The sequence below is a fragment of the Nitrincola schmidtii genome (assembly GCF_008973715.1).
Lineage (GTDB): Bacteria > Pseudomonadota > Gammaproteobacteria > Pseudomonadales > Balneatricaceae > Nitrincola > Nitrincola schmidtii.
The window spans coordinates 42556-60644 of the sequence record NZ_WBOL01000013.1 but is presented as its reverse complement, the minus strand read 5'-3'; the positions used below and the strand labels follow the sequence as shown (position 1 = coordinate 60644).

Sequence of the window (18089 nt, the reverse complement as noted above, 5' to 3'; positions counted from 1 at the left end):
GTAAATACACGGAGGTCAGGATGCTTAGTCAGCACAATGCCTTATCAGGGTACCTTACATTGTTACAGTTAATTCGCCGATTTCTAGGGGTTCGTGCGACCACTAGACTTCACGGATTGTTAGGAAAATGTCCTAAATGTTTTTAACCACCCCAAAGCTTAAAACACGAATCGTAGTATTAACGACTTTGGTGTTTGTAGTTGTCGTTACTTTAGATTAACAAAGACGATCGCTTGGGCGTCCTATGTAATAACCTTGCCCATAATCAACACCCAGTTCGCGAATTGCAGTCATAATTTCTTCACCTTCAACGAACTCAGCGACTGTTTTGATTCCCAAGCTTTGAGCTAAGATTACAATGCTTTTCACGAAGGCCATATCCTTGTCATCAATCAACATGTTACGTATAAATTCTCCCTCAATTTTTATGATATCGATGGGGAAATGTTTAATGTAATGAAAAGATGAGAAGCCCGAGCCAAAGTCATCAATAGCAAAGTTAAATCCTTCCAGCTTCAAATCTTGAACAAAGCGCTCTAATAAAGCCATGTTACTGACGGTTTCACGCTCTGTCAGCTCAAAGACAATGCGACTAGGCTCGATTGAGTGTTCCATCGCTAATTGCCTAACTCTTGAGATGAACTCACTAATAATCAATGATTTTGGTGAAAGGTTGATAAACAACATACCTTCATATTGCTGTTCATGCATTTGTTTGAACGCTTTTTCGATCAGTAAATAGTCCATTTTGTGAACAACACCAATCGACTCAGCAATATCAATAAACTCTCCCGCTGGAACGATTCGATCACCTAAATCGATACGCATCAAAAGCTCATGAATCTGTACAGCTCCCGTTTCAAGAGAAACAATCGGCTGGAAATAAGGAATGATTCGCTGCTCTTCTAGTGCATTTAGAACCATTTGATTTTTTTCACCAACGGCTTTGAATACCTCTGCCATTTCATTTTCATCAGGAATGGCGATCTGATTTTTCCCCATACGTTTGGCTTTGTACATCATGTTATCTGCGACCAGGAACATATCTCTCGGATCGTTTGCATGACGGGGATAGACCGCGATACCAATAGATGTTGTGGCTCGAACAGTGCTGCCATCAGGGGAGTTCAAAGCAAACTTTTCTAACAAGCCAGCAATACGGTTTGCCACGGTGAAGGCTTGTTCTTCACCGGTTTCAGGTAGAATTATGGTGAACTCATCACCACCGTAGCGAGAAACAAAATCTCCTGGACGGACAGCTTTTTCCAAAATTTTAGCGAAGGCATGTAGGAATTGATCACCAAAGGCATGTCCGTATCGATCATTGACGTTTTTAAAGTTATCCAGATCCAGCATTAACAAACTGAACTCTTCATTGTGACGGGTTGAGCGCCCAACCTCATAACCAAGCAGTTCATTGAACATACGTTGATTATGCAGCGTAGTTAAAGGATCTCTGGTTGCGTAATACTCCAAGTCCTTTGTGTATTTATAAATGGCTTTAACTGAACCAACAAGATTTAGCAGCGTTGTCAAAATACTATCTATGACAATGTGACGAACAGGGTCCTTAGCCATATCGGATTGCACACCTATTCCAACAACACCGCCAATCTTCGGCGTATCAAGCAATAAAGATTTGGTTTGCAAATCTATGTCATAGGCACTTAACTCAATGTCATTTTTTTGCTCATCATCTGTTTGGGCTACATGATGAACGATGTTCAGTATCGCTGCGCCACTGTGATAATGAGTATTGCTTCCTATTTGCTTGGTAACAACAGCTTCAAACTGAGACTTCGTTTTCTCGGATACATCGTTATACCAAAACACTTCAAGTTCGTAACCCTCTTCATCGACCTGAAAAATGGTTACCAATGAGTAAGCTTTGATAATGGTGTTAATATCGATCAACAGATCTTTGATAAAGTCTCGCCAATCCTTAACAACTTCTGAGGTAATAATGAATTTGCTGAGAAGACGTATTTCAAACTCAAGAATATCCTTATCAACAGCGACATCTTTCAAACGCTCCATCAGAATATTGATTTGCTTATAGGTGTTGTTGAACTCCTCAAAGTAAAAATCAACATCATTGACGTTTAATTGTTTAAAGTCTGTCACTGTATTGACTGAACGAAGACGATCACCAAACTCTGCTGTGGAATCATTGATTTTGCGTGATGCAAACACTGAAATCATGGTCGCTATCAGGAAAGTGAACAATCCAAACAGCATAAAAAGAATTACATGATCCGAACGTAATTCTGCATTGATCGATTGCTTGTTCTGCCTGAGTGCTATGACGCCTAACACATCACCCTCATTAACATTAACGTGGCAGCTCAAACATTCTGATCGGGCTTCAACAGGAAAAAGCCTTCGAATGTAGTTACCCTCGTCCAAAATTTGCTTTCCAGCGCCTTCAAATAGACGAAGAACATCGGCATCAGGTTGTCGCTGAGCTACCTCGCCATAGAGCCGTACTACTTTTTCACCTCGATAGAGTGCAATCTCAAACGGGCTGTTCTGATAGGCAGATTGTGTGGCATCTACAAATGCTTCCATCTCTTCACGTGTCCATCCCTGGCTCATGATCATAAACATCGTACTAAAAGTATGATTTGCAATCGCCTCTGAGGTTTGCTGCGCTTGTTTGTCGATTACGTTTTCATAAAGCAAGGAGGCAGCAATAGTGACTGCGAAAAAAACAGCGAATGTAACTAAGGTGATTGCGCCAAAGACAAAACCAGGGAGTGTTTTTAAGAAGCGAATGATTTTGTTCAATCCATTCTCTCAAGAATTTATAGTTATATTTCCGTTTAAAATATGTGGTTACATCAAATTTGTCAATCCAACATGAGTGCTAGTCACGTTCGATAGATAGCTGAAAGTATGGTATGAAATTGATAAAAATCAACGTGCTATGTTGGATTGATGAGTTTCAAAAAAGGTTTGCTGAGATGTGTATAGGCAATAGAAGTTCATACCCTTGATTCAGGTAATAAACCACATAGGCCATGAGTATGTATTTTTGAATTTTTTGACTCAGTTTTCTGCGTGCAAAGCGTCTAAGATATAGTTACTCTTGGTTTAATTATTGTAGAGAGCCCATGTGCGGTGGTACGAAGCGATGTTTAAACAGCAACCAATAGACTGATGAAGATTAAGTTTCCGGTTTTTTTAATCGCAGTTTGCCTCTGGATGAGTAGTTCTTTTGTTTACGCCCAAGTTGTTTTCAACGCTCACTCCACTGCTGTGTCTCTCAACGGGCAGATGCAGTTCCTACCTGACGATGACAACGAACTCTTGCTAGCCGACGTCCTTGTTGCGCAAGCAGAAGGGCGTATGCATAAGCTGCCGGGACGCTTAAATCGTGGTTATGCGCCGGTTGCCAGTTGGTTGAATGTCGTTGTCATCAACGACGGTGCCTTGCCAGTTGCGCCCACACTGCTAATGGAACCCCCGTACCTTGACGAGGTGGATGTCTATATTCGCGATGGTGTGGAGCCTGGTCAGCCTCAAGATTACCGGCGCGTCTCGGTGGGTGATCACACCCCTGTGGCGAATCAACCCTTGCCAACTGCTTTGATGACGGTGCCACTGTTGATTGAACCTGGCGCTTCTATCAATATCTTTATTCGTGTTCATTCTTATAGCGCTCACAATCTGGCGGCACAGCTGGTTTCCCCATCTGAGTTGCATACCAAAACGGCTCGGCATCTGCTGTGGCAAAGTGCCTATATTGCGATTGCCTTTGCACTGGCCATCATCAACTTCCTGTTGGCACTGCGCTTGCGTGACAAGATCAATGCGATGTACGGACTCTATGTCTTATCGGTTGCGGTCTCCACACTGGGAATCGAAGGCATTGTCCGCTTGCTTATGCCACAAACGGCGCACCTTCTGGCTGACTGGTTTGTCGGTGCGGGTGTCGGCCTAACCTTTGCCAGTGTGACCTTGTTCGTCATGTTTCTTTTTAACACGGCCAAGCACCATCCTTGGGTGTATCGCTACCAGCAGGTCATCATTGTTTCTGGTCTGATCATGGCCTTGTCTAGCGGTACTGCATGGTATCCGTCCATCACCGAGATATTGAACTTCAATGTTATCTTCATGGCATTACTCAATCCGTGGCTTGCCTGGCGTTCAATCAAGCGCGGTGAGGTCGCAACGGGACGGTGGTTCCTGATTGCTTTTGGCGTTAACAGTCTGGGTGTGCTGATCACTATTCTGGGCGTTCTTGGGATATTACCCTTGCATGAATACACTCGTCATGCCGTACAATTTACAACCACCTTTCACATATTAGTGATGATGCTTGGTCTTGCTGAACGTGTGCTGGCTGCTGAGGCTACCTTGCGAAAAGCCTCAGCCCATGCCGAGGAAAATGCCTTAGTTATCGCCAGTCAAATGAATGAAGAGTTGATTGCCAGTAAACAACAATTGGAGCAATCACTCATGGGTGAGCGTCGCATGCGTGACGAGCAGGGTCGCTTTATCGATACTATCAGCCATGAATATCGCACTCCGTTATCCATCGTACGAACGAATCTCGACATCATCCATGCTAAACAGCAGATAGACGAAAAGCGTTTTGGCGTCATAACGACAGCACTGTCTCGATTCGAAAATATTTTTTCGGATGCTTTGCATGCCCACAATCTTGGTCGGCCGCCGCAACCTAAATTCACCACCATTGACCTAAAGGCTCTGCTCGATGAAGCCATGATCGAAACACATCAAGCGGTTCCACACTGTCATTTCGACTACCGAAAAGCGCCGGAGAAGTTCAACATCTTTGGCGATGCCGGACTGATCTTTACCGTGCTGCGAAATCTGCTGGGTAATGCTACCAAATATTGCAGCCACGATACGGTCTTGGTGACACTGAATCATGCTGGTGAACACGCCGTGCTCGTTATCGAGAATGCGATCGATCCTCACAGTGTTCATGACCGAGAAAAGCTTTTCGAGCGCTGGGAGCGTGGTGCTTCAGTTGCTGGGAAAAGCGGCATGGGGCTGGGTCTCTATATCGTCAGGCGCATTGTGCAGGACCACGCAGGCGATGTGACCATTGCTACCGTACCCTCTGATCGTTTCATCGTCACCTTAAAACTGCCGTTGTTGCAGGGTGATGTAAATGGATAGATTTCGATGGTATTGATGGGTTGGTGATTTAAAGTGGCTAAATTATGATGACCGAATGATAAAAACAATAGTGAATCATCAGCTATCCAAAACCCAGGTATTACTGGTGGAGGACGACGCAGACTTGCGCGATGCCTTGGCTGAATATCTAGAACTGAATGGTTGCAGCGTCATCGCTGTGGGCACGGGCATGGCTTTCTATCAAGCCTTGGCTAGGGGTGATACATTTCATGTTGCGATCATCGACCTCGGCCTGCCAGACCAGCCTGGCCACGTGCTGGCGCAATACGCCCGGCAAAATACCCGCATGTCGATTATTATCATCACTGCCAACGATAGTATCGAAAATCGCATTGAAACTTATCACACCGGCGCAGACCTTCTGCTGAGTAAACCACTCGATAGCCGCGAGCTGCTGGCTGCCGTGGTCGCTATGAACCGGCGCTACCTTGAACGTTATGGCCATGAACCTGTTGGAGAAAATACCACGGGGATGCTCTGGCAACTCAATCGCGCACGCCGCCAGTTAACCTCACCGACGGGGACAGTGTTTGCATTGAGCCCTCACGAAACCTGCACATTCGAGCTTTTCTGTGCCGCAGGCACCCACACCGTTGCTCGCAGTCAGTTGCTTGAACGTATCTACGGCCGTGACGATGAGTCAACACAGCGTGCACTCGATAACATGATTCGCCGCTTGCGTCAGAAAATAACCGAAGGTTCCGATTTGCCACCGCCCATCCTGACCGCTTATGGCGTGGGGTATAGTTTTAGCGAGCCCCTCCACGTACTTTAGTTAGAATCTTTTAACATCATGTTTTCTATCGTGTATCGGATAGATTTGGATGGTATTGGTGGGGTGTTATTCTGGCCCCTTTGTCGTAAATTATAAGAAATAAGCATTTAAGTAAGATGACTTAGGGAACAAGGGAAACAGAGAATTGTTTTTTTGCCAAGCGAAGGATTAAAGCAATCAACTGCTTGTACCATAGGTTAATTACATTGAATTACGCGTCCATGCCACGGCTATTTCCCCTGTTATCGTCCCTGTTATTGTGCTCTCTTGTATTGAGCGCTGTGACCGCTCATGCCCAGGTCCCACCCGATGCGGGTGCGCTACAACAGCAAATCGAGCGTGAACGGCCGCTGTCCTTGCCACCGCTTGATGCACCTGATCGTGTGCCGCCCCCACCTGAAATGAGTCCAGAGGCCATTAGTGTGACCGTCAAGCAATTCCGCTTTGCTGGTAATACTCTCCTCAGTGATGAACAGCTTGCACCGGTCATTGCCGGATTCCTCGATCGACCAATTGATTTCAACCAGTTGCAGGCTGCCACTGTTGCCGTCGCTAACGCCTATCGCGAAGCCGGATGGATTGTGCGAGCCTACCTGCCACGGCAGGAGATTGAAGACGGCATTGTGACCATCCAGATCGTTGAAGCGGTCTTTGGCCGCTTGCATCTTGAGGGGGAAGCCACACGGGTGAAGCCCGCCATCGTCGCGGCCCGTTTTGGCGCTCGACTAGAACCGGGTGCGCCGCTCAGCGCTAAAGCCATTGATCGTGGTCTGCTGTTGGCGGACGACCTGCCCGGTGTTGCTGTTGCCGGCACTCTGCGTCCAGGCACGGCTGAAGGGGAGACCGATCTGGTCATTAAACTGGCCGACCAATCCTTCGCCATTGGCGAGGTGACACTTGATAATAGCGGTTCCCGCGCCACTGGGGTGGAACGCCTAACCTCAAATATCACCCTTGCTAGCCCCTTGGGTCTTGGCGATCAACTGGCGGCCAATCTTCTCTATAGCAAGGGTACGGAGTATATCCGCCTGGCCTATACCTTGCCGCTTGGTAGTGACGGCTGGCGCGTCGGCATCAACGGCTCGCTCCTTAACTACCAGCTTATCTCCCCCGAATTTAAGGCACTTAACGGCAAGGGTGATTCATCCTCGATGGGACTAGAAGCGAACTATCCACTGATCCGCTCCCGAGTGAAGAACCTCTACTTCCGTCTCGCCTACGACCACCGGCGTTTTGATAACGAGGCCAACGCCACCACCATTAGCAATTACCAGGTGGATAACGTCACAGTTGGCTTGAGCGGTAACCTTTTCGATACTCTGGCGGGTGGTGGTGCCAATGCGGCCAGTCTCTATCTGGTGCAGGGGCGCGTTGATCTGGATGGTTCTCCAAACCGCCCCGGTGATGACGCCACCACTCGCACCCACGGTAGCTTCAGCAAACTGAATTACAGGCTCAGCCGTCAGCAGGTGATCACGCCCGAGCTCAGCCTGTATGCCGCGTGGTCGGGTCAGTGGGCTAACACGAATCTGGATTCTTCAGAAAAATTTTACCTCGGTGGTGCCAACGGGGTGCGTGCTTTCCCGAGCAACGAAGGGGGCGGCTCGCTTGGGCAGATGGCCAATCTCGAACTGCGCTGGCGATTGCTGCAAGGCGTCACTACCACCGCTTTTTACGATTGGGGACGAATTCGCCAGAACGTCAATAATGACTTTGCTGGTGCTGCCATTCCCAACAGTTACCGTTTGAAAGGCTATGGCCTTAGTCTTGGCTGGCTGTCCAATTCTGGGCTGAACCTCAAGGCGACCTGGGCGCGCCGCGACGGTAGTAATCCCAATTCAACCGTCACTGGCACAGACCAGGACGGGAGCTTAGATAAACACCGCTGGTGGTTCAGCGCCAGCATGCCTTTTTAAGGAGGCACGATCATGAATAAGACTTACCGTCTCGTTTGGAAAGCATCAATGGGTGCTTGGGTCGTCGTTTCCGAGATCGCCAAGGCATGCGGTAAGCGTTCATCGCGTGCCCTGCTGCTAACCGGCACAATAGCCGCCATACTGCCGTCCCTGACGTTTGCACAGGCACCGCCTCCTAATGAGTTACCCACTGGCGGCCAAGTCGTCGCCGGTCAGGCGGGCATTGCGCAGTCTGGCGCCAACATGAACATCACCCAGACCAGCCAACGTGCAGCTATCGACTGGCAGACCTTTAACGTGGGCGCTGAGGCGACGGTCAACTTTCACCAGCCATCCAGTAGCGCGGTCACCCTCAACCGCGTACTTTCCAGCAACCCCAGCCAGATCTTCGGCCAGATCAACGCCAACGGTCAGGTCTTTCTCAGTAACCCTAACGGCGTCTATTTCGCCCCTGGTTCTAGCGTCAATGTCGGCGGTCTGGTGGCCACCACCCACAGCATCAGCAACGACGACTTTATGGCGGGCAACGACCGCTTCACCCGCGACGGCGCTACCGGCAGCGTCATCAACGAGGGCACCCTCACCGCGACGCTGAACGGCTACATCGCCCTGTTGGCGCCGGAAGTGCGCAACGATGGCGTGGTTATTGCCCAGATGGGCACCGTTGCCTTGGCGGCCGGTGAGTCCTATCAACTGCAGTTCTCCAACAGCAACACTCTGGCCAGTATTGAGGTGGAACCCACCGCATTGGCCGCGCTGGTTGAAAACGGCAATGCTGTTCAGGCCCCTGGCGGGCTGGTGATCCTATCCGCCCGCGCCGCTGACCAGTTGCAAGGCAGCGTGGTCAGGAACAGCGGCGCCATCGAGGCCGGCGGGCTGGTCGAGAGAGGCGGCCGCATTGTGCTGGAGGGCGACCACATTACCCTCACCAGCGACAGCCGGCTCGGTGCCACCGGCACCCACGGCGGTGGCGAGGTGCTTGTAGGTGGCGACTGGCAGGGCGGCGCCAACGAAGAGCGCCGCGTGTTTGACGACCCCCATGCGCTGCACCAGGCCACCACCGTGACCATGGAAGCGGGCGCCACCATTGACGCCAGTGCCACGCAAAACGGCGACGGCGGCACGGTGGTGCTGTGGTCGGACGTGAAGCGCATCGATTCGGTAACCACCGTCGCCGGCACCATCCTCGCCAAGGGCGGCGCCGAGGGCGGCAAAGGTGGCGAGGTCGAAACTTCGGGTTATGTGCTGAATGTGGACGGCGCGGCCGTCAGCACCCTGGCAAGCGATGGCACGGCCGGCGAGTGGTTGCTTGATCCGATCAGTATCTACATCAATTCGAACGGAAACCAGTACAACCTCAATTCAGGAACCTTCACCTCCAACTCCGAGACCACCAACGGGAACAGCTACATTGCCGCTTCAGCCATTGTGACGGCATTGAGCAGCAACAACGTCACGATTCAGACCACGGTAGGTACAGGGGATGGGGATATCGTCGTCCAGGACGATGGAAACATCAGTTATACGGGTTCTGCTGCGCGCACGCTGACCCTCAAAGCGCATAGAAACGTGCAAATAAACCAAAACGCGTATATCGAATCTACGAGCGGTCCTTTGTCAGTGGTGTTGTGGTCGGATGCAAATAACAGCGGTTCGGGTGCTGTACATGTTCAACAAGGGGGGCGAATCACGACGCGTGGTGGCAATGTCACCATCGGCGGTGGGACAAATCCAGCGACCGGTTATGCGGCATCCGTCACCGGCAACATTCTGCAGGGGGTCCTGCTGAGTACCGATTCGATCATCGATGCTGGCGGCGGCAATATCTCGATTCGCGGTCGAAGCACCAACTCCCAAGATGCTTACGGCATTTGGCAAGAGGGCACTGTCAAAACCTCCGGGGCCGGCACCATTAACTACGTGGGGACCAGCGACAGTGATTTTGTTAACTCCTACGGTGTGCTGTTCAAGGGCGCGACGGTGCAAGCAGCGACTGGAGCGATTTCCATTACCGGTACGGGGGGCTCAGGAAGTAACTCGACCGGCGTGATGATCGAGAATGGTTCGACGATCACTACAACATCCGGTGCCATCGGAATAACCGGGTTTTACAGCAGCACCGGCAACGGCATCCGAACACAAACCGGCACCAACACCATCGGCGGCCCCTCCACGACAGGCGCCATCAGACTGAGGACCGACAAGATCAATCTGGGCTTGTCGACCTCCATCAACACCTCCGGCACCCTGACCGTGCTCCCGTCGACTTTTCATAGTAGTGCAACGATGGCCATTGGCACCGGCACCGGCACGCTCAGCTTGCCGAGCACCTATTTCTCGACGTATTTCAATCCCCGGATTTCGGAAATAACTCTGGGTGGATCCGGGGTGAGCGGCAATGTCCATGTCAATGACGTCACCCTGAACAGCAATCTGACAATCTGGACATCCGGTGCGTGGACCGGCACTGGAACGTTGAACACGAACGGCAACACGATCACGCTCAACTCCGCATTTAGTGCAACTTCCTGGACGGTGGGCCAGGTCATTTCCGGTTCGGGTCAGCTCGCAAAAACGGGCAATGGCACCGTGACGCTGACGGGGAACAATTCCTATACCGGTGCGACGACCATCTACAGCGGCACATTGGCGCTGGGGGCATCAGATAGGATCAGCAATTCGTCGGCGATCAATGTCAACGGCGGCATATTGGATATCGGCAGCTACAGCGATACCGTGGGTGCGGTTACCCTGAACTATGGCACCATTAACGGCACCGGGACGCTGACCGGGAGCAGCTATATGGTCATGGGCGGCTGGATCAACGCAAGGCTGGGGGGTACGGCAGCGCTGACCAAGAACTCCAACGAGACTGTCATTCTCACGGGGGCGAACACCTACACCGGCACCACAACCATCAACGACGGCTGGCTCCGCTACGGTGCAGACAATGTGATCAGCACGGGGGCGATCAATATCAACGGCGGCATATTGGATATCGGCAGCTACAGCGATACCGTGGGTGCGGTTACCCTGACCAGTGGCAGCATTGTCGGCACTTCTGGGACGTTGACAGGGAGCAGTTACACGGTCAATTCCGGCACGATCTCCGCAAGGCTGGGGGGTACCGGAATAGCGCTGACCAAGAGCACCGGGGGGACTGTCACGCTCTCGGGGGCCAACACCTACACCGGCACCACAACCATCAACGCTGGCACATTGCAAATCGGCAACAATGGCACGACTGGCACACTCGGTAGCGGTAATGTAACCAACAATGGCAGCTTGGTCTTTAACCGCAGCGATAATTTGATTGTTGCAAACATCATTTCCGGCAATGGCAGCCTGACCAAGGAAGGCGGCGGCATACTGCAGCTCAGCGGTAACAATGGTTATAGCGGCACCACCATCATCAACAACGGCCTGCTGACGCTAGACGTCAGCGGTAGTATTGGGGCCAGCTCAAACGTCGAAAATAATAGTAATTTCAGCATCCTTGGCAACAAGACCATCAACGGGATGAGCGGTAACGGCGACACCGCTTTGAACGGTCATAGGCTGACCGTTGGCAATAACACCAATCGCGTCTACAGCGGTGTCATCAGCGGCCCTGGCGGTATCACCAAGGTTGGTAATAGTACGTGGACGCTGAGCGGTGCCAACACCTACACCGGCGACACGATCATCAGCGCCGGCACATTGTTGCTGGGGGCATCAGATAGGATCAGCAATTCGTCGGCGATCAATGTCAACGGCGGCACATTCAATATCGGTAGCCACAGCGATACCGTGGGTGCAGTCACCCTGACCAGTGGCAGCATTACCGGTACTGGGACGCTGACCGGGAGCAGTTACACGGTTGAGTCTGGCACGATCTCCGCAAGGCTGGGGGGTACCGGAATAGCGCTGACCAAGAACAACACCGGGACTGTCACGCTTTCGGGTGCGAACAGCTATTCTGGCGCCACAACTATCAACGCTGGTATCCTACGGATTACAAACGCTGCCGGACTGGGTGCAACATCCGGCAACACCATCGTTGCCACTAATGGTACGCTTGATCTGCAAAACGTCGCCATTGGCGCCCAACCCATCACCCTCAATGGCGGCACGCTGGCCAATAGCTCCGGCACCAGTTCCCTTGGCGGTGCAGTAACGCTGGGCACAGCAAATAGCTTTATCGACGTTGGCGGGACGCAGCTGACCTTGTCAGGCGTGATTTCAGGTGCAAGTAGCATTACCAAGACCGGCACCGGCACGCTCACGCTCTCGGGTACGAACAGCTATTCCGGCGCCACAACCATTAGCGCTGGTTCGTTAACACTGAGTAGCACCGGTACTATTGCGAATAGCTCCAACGTCGCCAACAGCGGCACTTTCAGTATCCTTGGCAACAAGACCATCGCCGCCATGACTGGTAGTGGCTCGACCGCTTTGGGCGCACATACGCTGACAATCGGAAATGCCAGCAATACCTCGTCCCTCTACAGCGGTATCATCAGCGGCACAGGCAGCCTGATCAAAGACGGTGGTGGCACCCTGACGCTGGGTGGCGTGAACACCTATACCGGTAGCACAACCATCAGCGCCGGCACGCTGACTTTGAATGCAAGTGGCACGATTGCCAATAGTTCTGAGGTTGCCAACAACAGCGCCTTCAGCATTCTCGGCAACAAGACCATCGCCGCCATGACCGGCAGCGGCACCACCGCTTTGGGCGCAAATAGACTGACCATCGGCAATGCCAGCAATACCTCGTCCCTGTATAGCGGCATCATCAGCGGTACCGGCGGTCTGACCAAGGCCGGCGGCGGTACATTGACGCTCACGGGTGATAACACTTACAGTGGCACTACCATCATCAACTCTACCGGCACATTGCAAGTGGGCAATGGTGGCATCACAGGCCAGATCGGTAGCGGTGCGGTGACCAACAATGGCAGCCTGGTCTTTAACCGCAGCGATGACCTGACTATTGCCGACATCATTACTGGCATTGGCAGTCTGGGACAGGCTGGCACCGGCATATTGACGCTCAGCGGTGCCAATACCTATACCGGCGCCACCCTCATCAGTGCCGGCACCTTGGCGCTGGACAGCACCGGCACCATTCTTGACAGTTCCGGCGTGACCAACGGCGGCAATTTCACTATCGATGGCGACAAGACCATCGCCGCGATGTCCGGCGCTGGCACGACCTTCCTGGACATCCACACGCTGACCATTGGCGACGGAACAAATCGGCCATCCGACTACAGCGGCATCATCAGCGGCAGCGGCGGCCTGATAAAAGCGGGCAGCGGCACCCTGACGCTGGGTGGCGTGAACACCTATACCGGCAGCACGACCATCAGCGCCGGCACCCTCGCGCTGAGCATTGACGGCGACATTGCCGCCAGCTCCGGCGTCGCCAACAGCGGCAACTTCAGCATTGTCGGCGACAAAACCATCGACTCGATGAGCGGCAGCGGCACCACCGCGTTGGGTGGCACGTTGACCATTGGCGATGACAGCAACAACTCGTCTATCTACAACGGCATCATCAGCGGTGCCGGTGGGCTGACCCAGGCCGGCACCGGCACCCTGACGTTGGGTGGCATAAACATCTATACCGGTGCCACCACCATCAGCGCTGGCGGCACCCTGGCGCTGGACAGCACCGGCACCATCGCCACCAGTTCTGGCGTCGCGAACGGCGGCACCTTGACTATTGCTGGCAATAAGACCCTCGCCGCGATGACCGGCGACGGCGCGACCTTGCTGGAAAGCCACACGCTGACCATTGGTAACGCCACCAGCTTCTTGTACAACGGCATCATCAGCGGCACCGGCGGCCTGACCAAGGTCGGCGGCGGTACATTCACGCTGGGCGGGATACATGCGTATTCGGGCGTGACGACCATCAGCGCCGGCACCCTCGCGCTGAACAGCACTGGCTCGATTGCCGCCAGTTCCGGCGTTGCCAACAATGGCATTAACAGCACCTTCAGCATTGAGACCGACCAAACCATTGCCGCGATAACCGGCAACGGTGCGACCACGTTGAGCGGCACGCTGACCATTGGCGACGACAGAGGTTTTGATGCCACCTACAGTGGCGTCATCAGCGGCACCGGTGGCCTTATCAAAGCCGGCAGCGGTAAGCTAACGATGGGTGGAATAACCAAGGGCATCATGTTTGGTGGATTACATGAGTATTCTGGCGCGACGACCATCAGCGCCGGAGAACTGGAACTCACCCAAAACAATGTGCTGCCGTTTGGAACATCGCTGAGTGTTGCCAGTGGCGCGACTTTCAGTCTGGTTGATGTTGACCAAACGGTCGGCTCCCTTGCCGGTGCCGGCAGCATCCAGCTGGGCAGCAAGGTTTTAGAGACCGGCGGTAACAATGCCACAACCGACTTTGCTGGCGTGATCTCGGGCACGGGCTCGCTGGTCAAAAAAGGGGTCGGCAGCTTCACGCTTTCCGGCATCAATACCTACATGGGCAACACCCGTATTGACGCCGGCAAGTTGATTGCCGCCCATGACGATGCCTTGGGCGCCAGCGGCACTGTGGCCAGCGGAACAACCATTGGTGCTGGTGCCACGCTGGAACTCAAAGGCATTAACACGGCCGAATGGATTACTTTGATTGGCACGCTGGCGACGCAATCTGACAGCGGCGACAGCAGCGTATCGGGTGACGTCGAGGTGGGCCTTAACGTCGACGGCGGGTCCAGGTCGATCGATGTGACCACAGGCAGTCAGCTTACCTTCTTGGGCAGACTTTTTGACGATGGTCTCAGTTCTCTGACAAAAAGGGGCGTCGGCACAGCTGTTTTTGCGGGTAATAACGCCAATTTTTCATCCTCAATTATTGTTGATGCCGGTACGTTGCAGGTGACCCATGTAAACGGACTGGGCGGCATTGGCGGCACCACCACGGTTTCCAGTGACGCGACGCTGGATCTGAGAGACGTCGCCATCGGCGCAGAACCCATCATTCTGAATGGCGGCACGCTGGCCACCAGCTTTGGCACCAGTTCCCTTGGCGGTGGAGTAACACTGGGCGCAAACAGTCTGATTGAGGTCGGGGGCACGCAGCTGACGTTGCCGGGCGTGATTGCAGGGACTGGTTTTGGTATCACCAACGCCGGCAGCGGAATATTGACGCTGGGTGGCTTAAATACGTATACCGGTCTTACCACCATTGGCGCTGGCAGCAACCTTGTGCTGAACAGCACCGGCAGCATTGCCGCCAGCTCAGGCCTGGTCAACAGCGGAAGCTTGGGTATTGAAGACGACAAGACCCTTTCCGCGATGACCGGTGTTGGCACGACCGATTTGGACAGTCATACGCTAACCATTGGTGATGCACGCAATATCTCGGCAGCCTACGACGGCATTATCAGCGGCACCGGTGGCTTGATTAAAGACGGCAGCGGCATACTGACGCTGGGTGGTGTGAACCTCTACAGCGGTGCCACAGCCATCAATGCGGGAACGCTGATCATTCGCAACGACAATCCGCTGTCGGCGACCAACACCAGCGCTTACAGTGGCAGCGGCGCACTGACGATCGAACCGGCCAGTGCCAGCTTTAGTAGCGCTTTCGATCTGACCAGCACTCCCATCACCGGCACGCTCGGCGGCTTGACCATCGGCAAGGCGGGCAATACCGCCAATATCAGCCTGGGAGCCGCCACTGTCGCCGGCCCGATCGCGATTTACGGCGGCGACATCACCCTCAATAATGCACTGATTGCCACCGGCAACCATACTATCACCCTGCAAGGCAGCGGTAATGTCACCAATAATGGGGTGAGCGGCTATCTGTCGGCCGACAAACTGGCCTTGACCGGGAGCGGCAATGTCACGCTGAATTCAACGAACAACGCCATCGGCACCCTTGCCGCCAGCGGCGTCGGCAGCCTGATCTATGTCAACAACAACGCGCTGACCATCGGCACGGTCAACCCCACCGGCATCAGTGCCACCGGTCCAATCTTGATTGAGACTTTGAGCGGCGATCTATCCATCACTGAAAACATTGCTACCACTGATACCTCGGCCAACGCCATTGTGCTCAATGCTGGCAAAAACTCGGCGGCGGGCGATGCAGCAGGCGGGAATATCATCGTCACTAGCGGTAAAACGGTTACCGTCGGCGACGGTGGGAGGGCGACGCTCTTCACCGGCAGCATCACTGGCAGCACCGGCCTGACTGACCTGGTCGGTTCAGGCAGCGGGCGCTTCCGCTACAACAGCGACGAGACGGACACCAACTACACGACCCCACTCGGCGCCGGGCTCTACGCCATCTACCGCGAGCAACCGAATGCCAGCGGCAGTATTTCGTCGCACAGCATCACCTACGGCGACAGCAACCCGACCTTCACACTAAGCGGCGACAGCTTGCAGAATGGCGATGGTATCAGCGGCTTGACGATCACCAATGCGACCTTTTCGACATCGTCGACCCTGAACGTGGGCAGCTATACGGTGGACGCCAGTGGTCTTGCCACTGACCTCACTGCACTGGGCTATAACGTGTCCGGAATCGCCGACGGCACTTTGACAGTGGGTAAAAAAGACCTGAATGTCAGTTATACCGGTGTTGATCGGGTTTATGACGGCACGACAGATGCCACCGTCAACAGCAGTGATGACCGTATCTTGGGTGACGTCTTAACAATGACTGAAACTTCGGCCTTTGACACCAAAGACGCGGGCGTCGATAAAACCGTCAATGTGACCGAGGCCAGTATTTCAGGCGCTGATGCTGGCAACTACACGTTGATTGCCCCAGGCAACACAGAAGCCACCATCGACAAGGCGAGCGCCACGGTTATCGCCAACAGTGACAGCCGCACCTACAACGGTCTGGTTCAGAGTGTCAGCGGTTTTACCGCTGACGGCCTGGTTAACGGCGAGACGATTGCAGTGTTGAGCGGCGTTACCACCAGCGGCGGTAGCGGTACTAATGTTGGCAACTACGTTCACTCCGCAAGCGGCACAGATAACAACTACAACCTCAGCTTCTCTAACGGCAGCCTCATCATCGGCAAGGCTAGCGCCACTATAATAGGCAACAGCCACACCGTCACCTATGACGGATTAGGGCACTCGGTCAGCGGCTTTACTATTAGCGGGCTGGTCAATGGTGAAGACAAGAGCGCGCTGATAGCTTCGCCGAACGCAACGGGGGCGAGCGGCATCCATGCCGGAATCTACACCAACACCGTCAGTGGCGACGCCATTGATGGCAATTATAACCTCAGCTTTGAGAATGGCATCTTGTCCATCAGCCGTCGTCCCATCACGATAACAGCCGATGCCAAGAGCAAGCTGGAAGGAATGAGCGATCCAGCGCTGACCTTTCGGACAGAGGCGCAAAGCAGTTCCCGTGGCTTGGTCGCTGGCGATAGTATCAGTGGCAACCTGATCCGAGAAGCAGGAAGTGGTGTAGGTATTTACGCTATTCAACAAGGTTCCGTAACCAACGCGAGTAACCTCAACTATGACATCAACTATGTTGAAGCCAATTTGACAGTTTCGGCTGTAACTCTTCCACCACCACCGCAATTTTCTAGCGTTTATAGCGCGTCTTTGTCCGAATCACAGACAAGTGCGCCATCGCTATCACTGAACTCTAGTGACATTTCGGTTGAGTTAGTGCAGGCGTCCACCGTTCAACAGGATGGTATTGTTTCTGTTCTGGTTTCGAAAGATATGGCGACAGCCGGTGCGGGTTTCAGCTTCCAATTGCCGGCTCAAGTCATTGAGAATGCGCGACCCAATGCGCTAGTGCAGGTTACGCTGTTGAATGGCGACCCTTTACCAGCATGGCTGCGCTTTATTCCTGAAACCAACAGCTTCATTGCTGCAGCTGTGCCAGACGGCGCTTTCCCGATACAGTTAATGGTCACCATTGATGGACGCAGCAGTACGATAGTGATATCTGAGCGCAGTGACTAGGGTTACTGCGCTCTTTTTTATCAAGTGAGAAAATCTGAAAACCTTGAGGTGTATTGCTTTAAGTCTGTTTTTTCTGTGTTTTCGGTCGTCTGTTTTGTATTCATGCCAAGGAGTATGGTTCAAATCCACACATTACGTTAAGGGTGAATGTTATACAGTGGAACCAATTCATTTGCGAAAAAACCTGATGCTGAAATTGATGCCCTAGTTTTATGCAGTTTTAAACTTAAAACTTACGATAAATATTTTCTTGATAATTTTTATCT

General features: G+C 53.0%; 5 protein-coding genes. 4 read left to right on the top strand and 1 reads right to left on the bottom strand.

The annotated features are described in order from the left end of the window. Positions 1-216: 216 nt before the first annotated feature. Entirely contained in the window at positions 217-2787 is a 2571-nt protein-coding gene (locus tag F7R24_RS11805; RefSeq protein ID WP_206057540.1) for a putative bifunctional diguanylate cyclase/phosphodiesterase, read from the bottom strand. A 417-nt stretch (positions 2788-3204) separates the two neighbouring features. Between F7R24_RS11805 and F7R24_RS11800 the strand changes: the two genes are divergently transcribed. The 4 genes from F7R24_RS11800 to F7R24_RS11785 all read left to right on the top strand — a co-directional run bounded on the left by F7R24_RS11800 (position 3205) and on the right by F7R24_RS11785 (position 17823). Further along, on the top strand, positions 3205-5151 hold the full coding sequence (locus tag F7R24_RS11800; protein WP_168926825.1) for a sensor histidine kinase: 1947 nt from the start codon (positions 3205-3207) through the stop codon (positions 5149-5151). Positions 5152-5206: 55 nt separating this feature from the next. Further along, on the top strand, positions 5207-5947 hold the full coding sequence (locus F7R24_RS11795) for a response regulator transcription factor (RefSeq protein WP_151671459.1): 741 nt from the start codon (positions 5207-5209) through the stop codon (positions 5945-5947). Between the two features lie 281 nt (positions 5948-6228). Beyond that, positions 6229-7863, top strand: coding sequence for a ShlB/FhaC/HecB family hemolysin secretion/activation protein (locus F7R24_RS11790; protein ID WP_206057539.1), 1635 nt, complete (start codon positions 6229-6231; stop codon positions 7861-7863). Between the two features lie 12 nt (positions 7864-7875). After that, positions 7876-17823, top strand: a complete 9948-nt coding sequence (locus tag F7R24_RS11785) for an autotransporter-associated beta strand repeat-containing protein (RefSeq protein WP_151671458.1) — start codon at positions 7876-7878, stop codon at positions 17821-17823. Positions 17824-18089 lie beyond the last annotated feature (266 nt).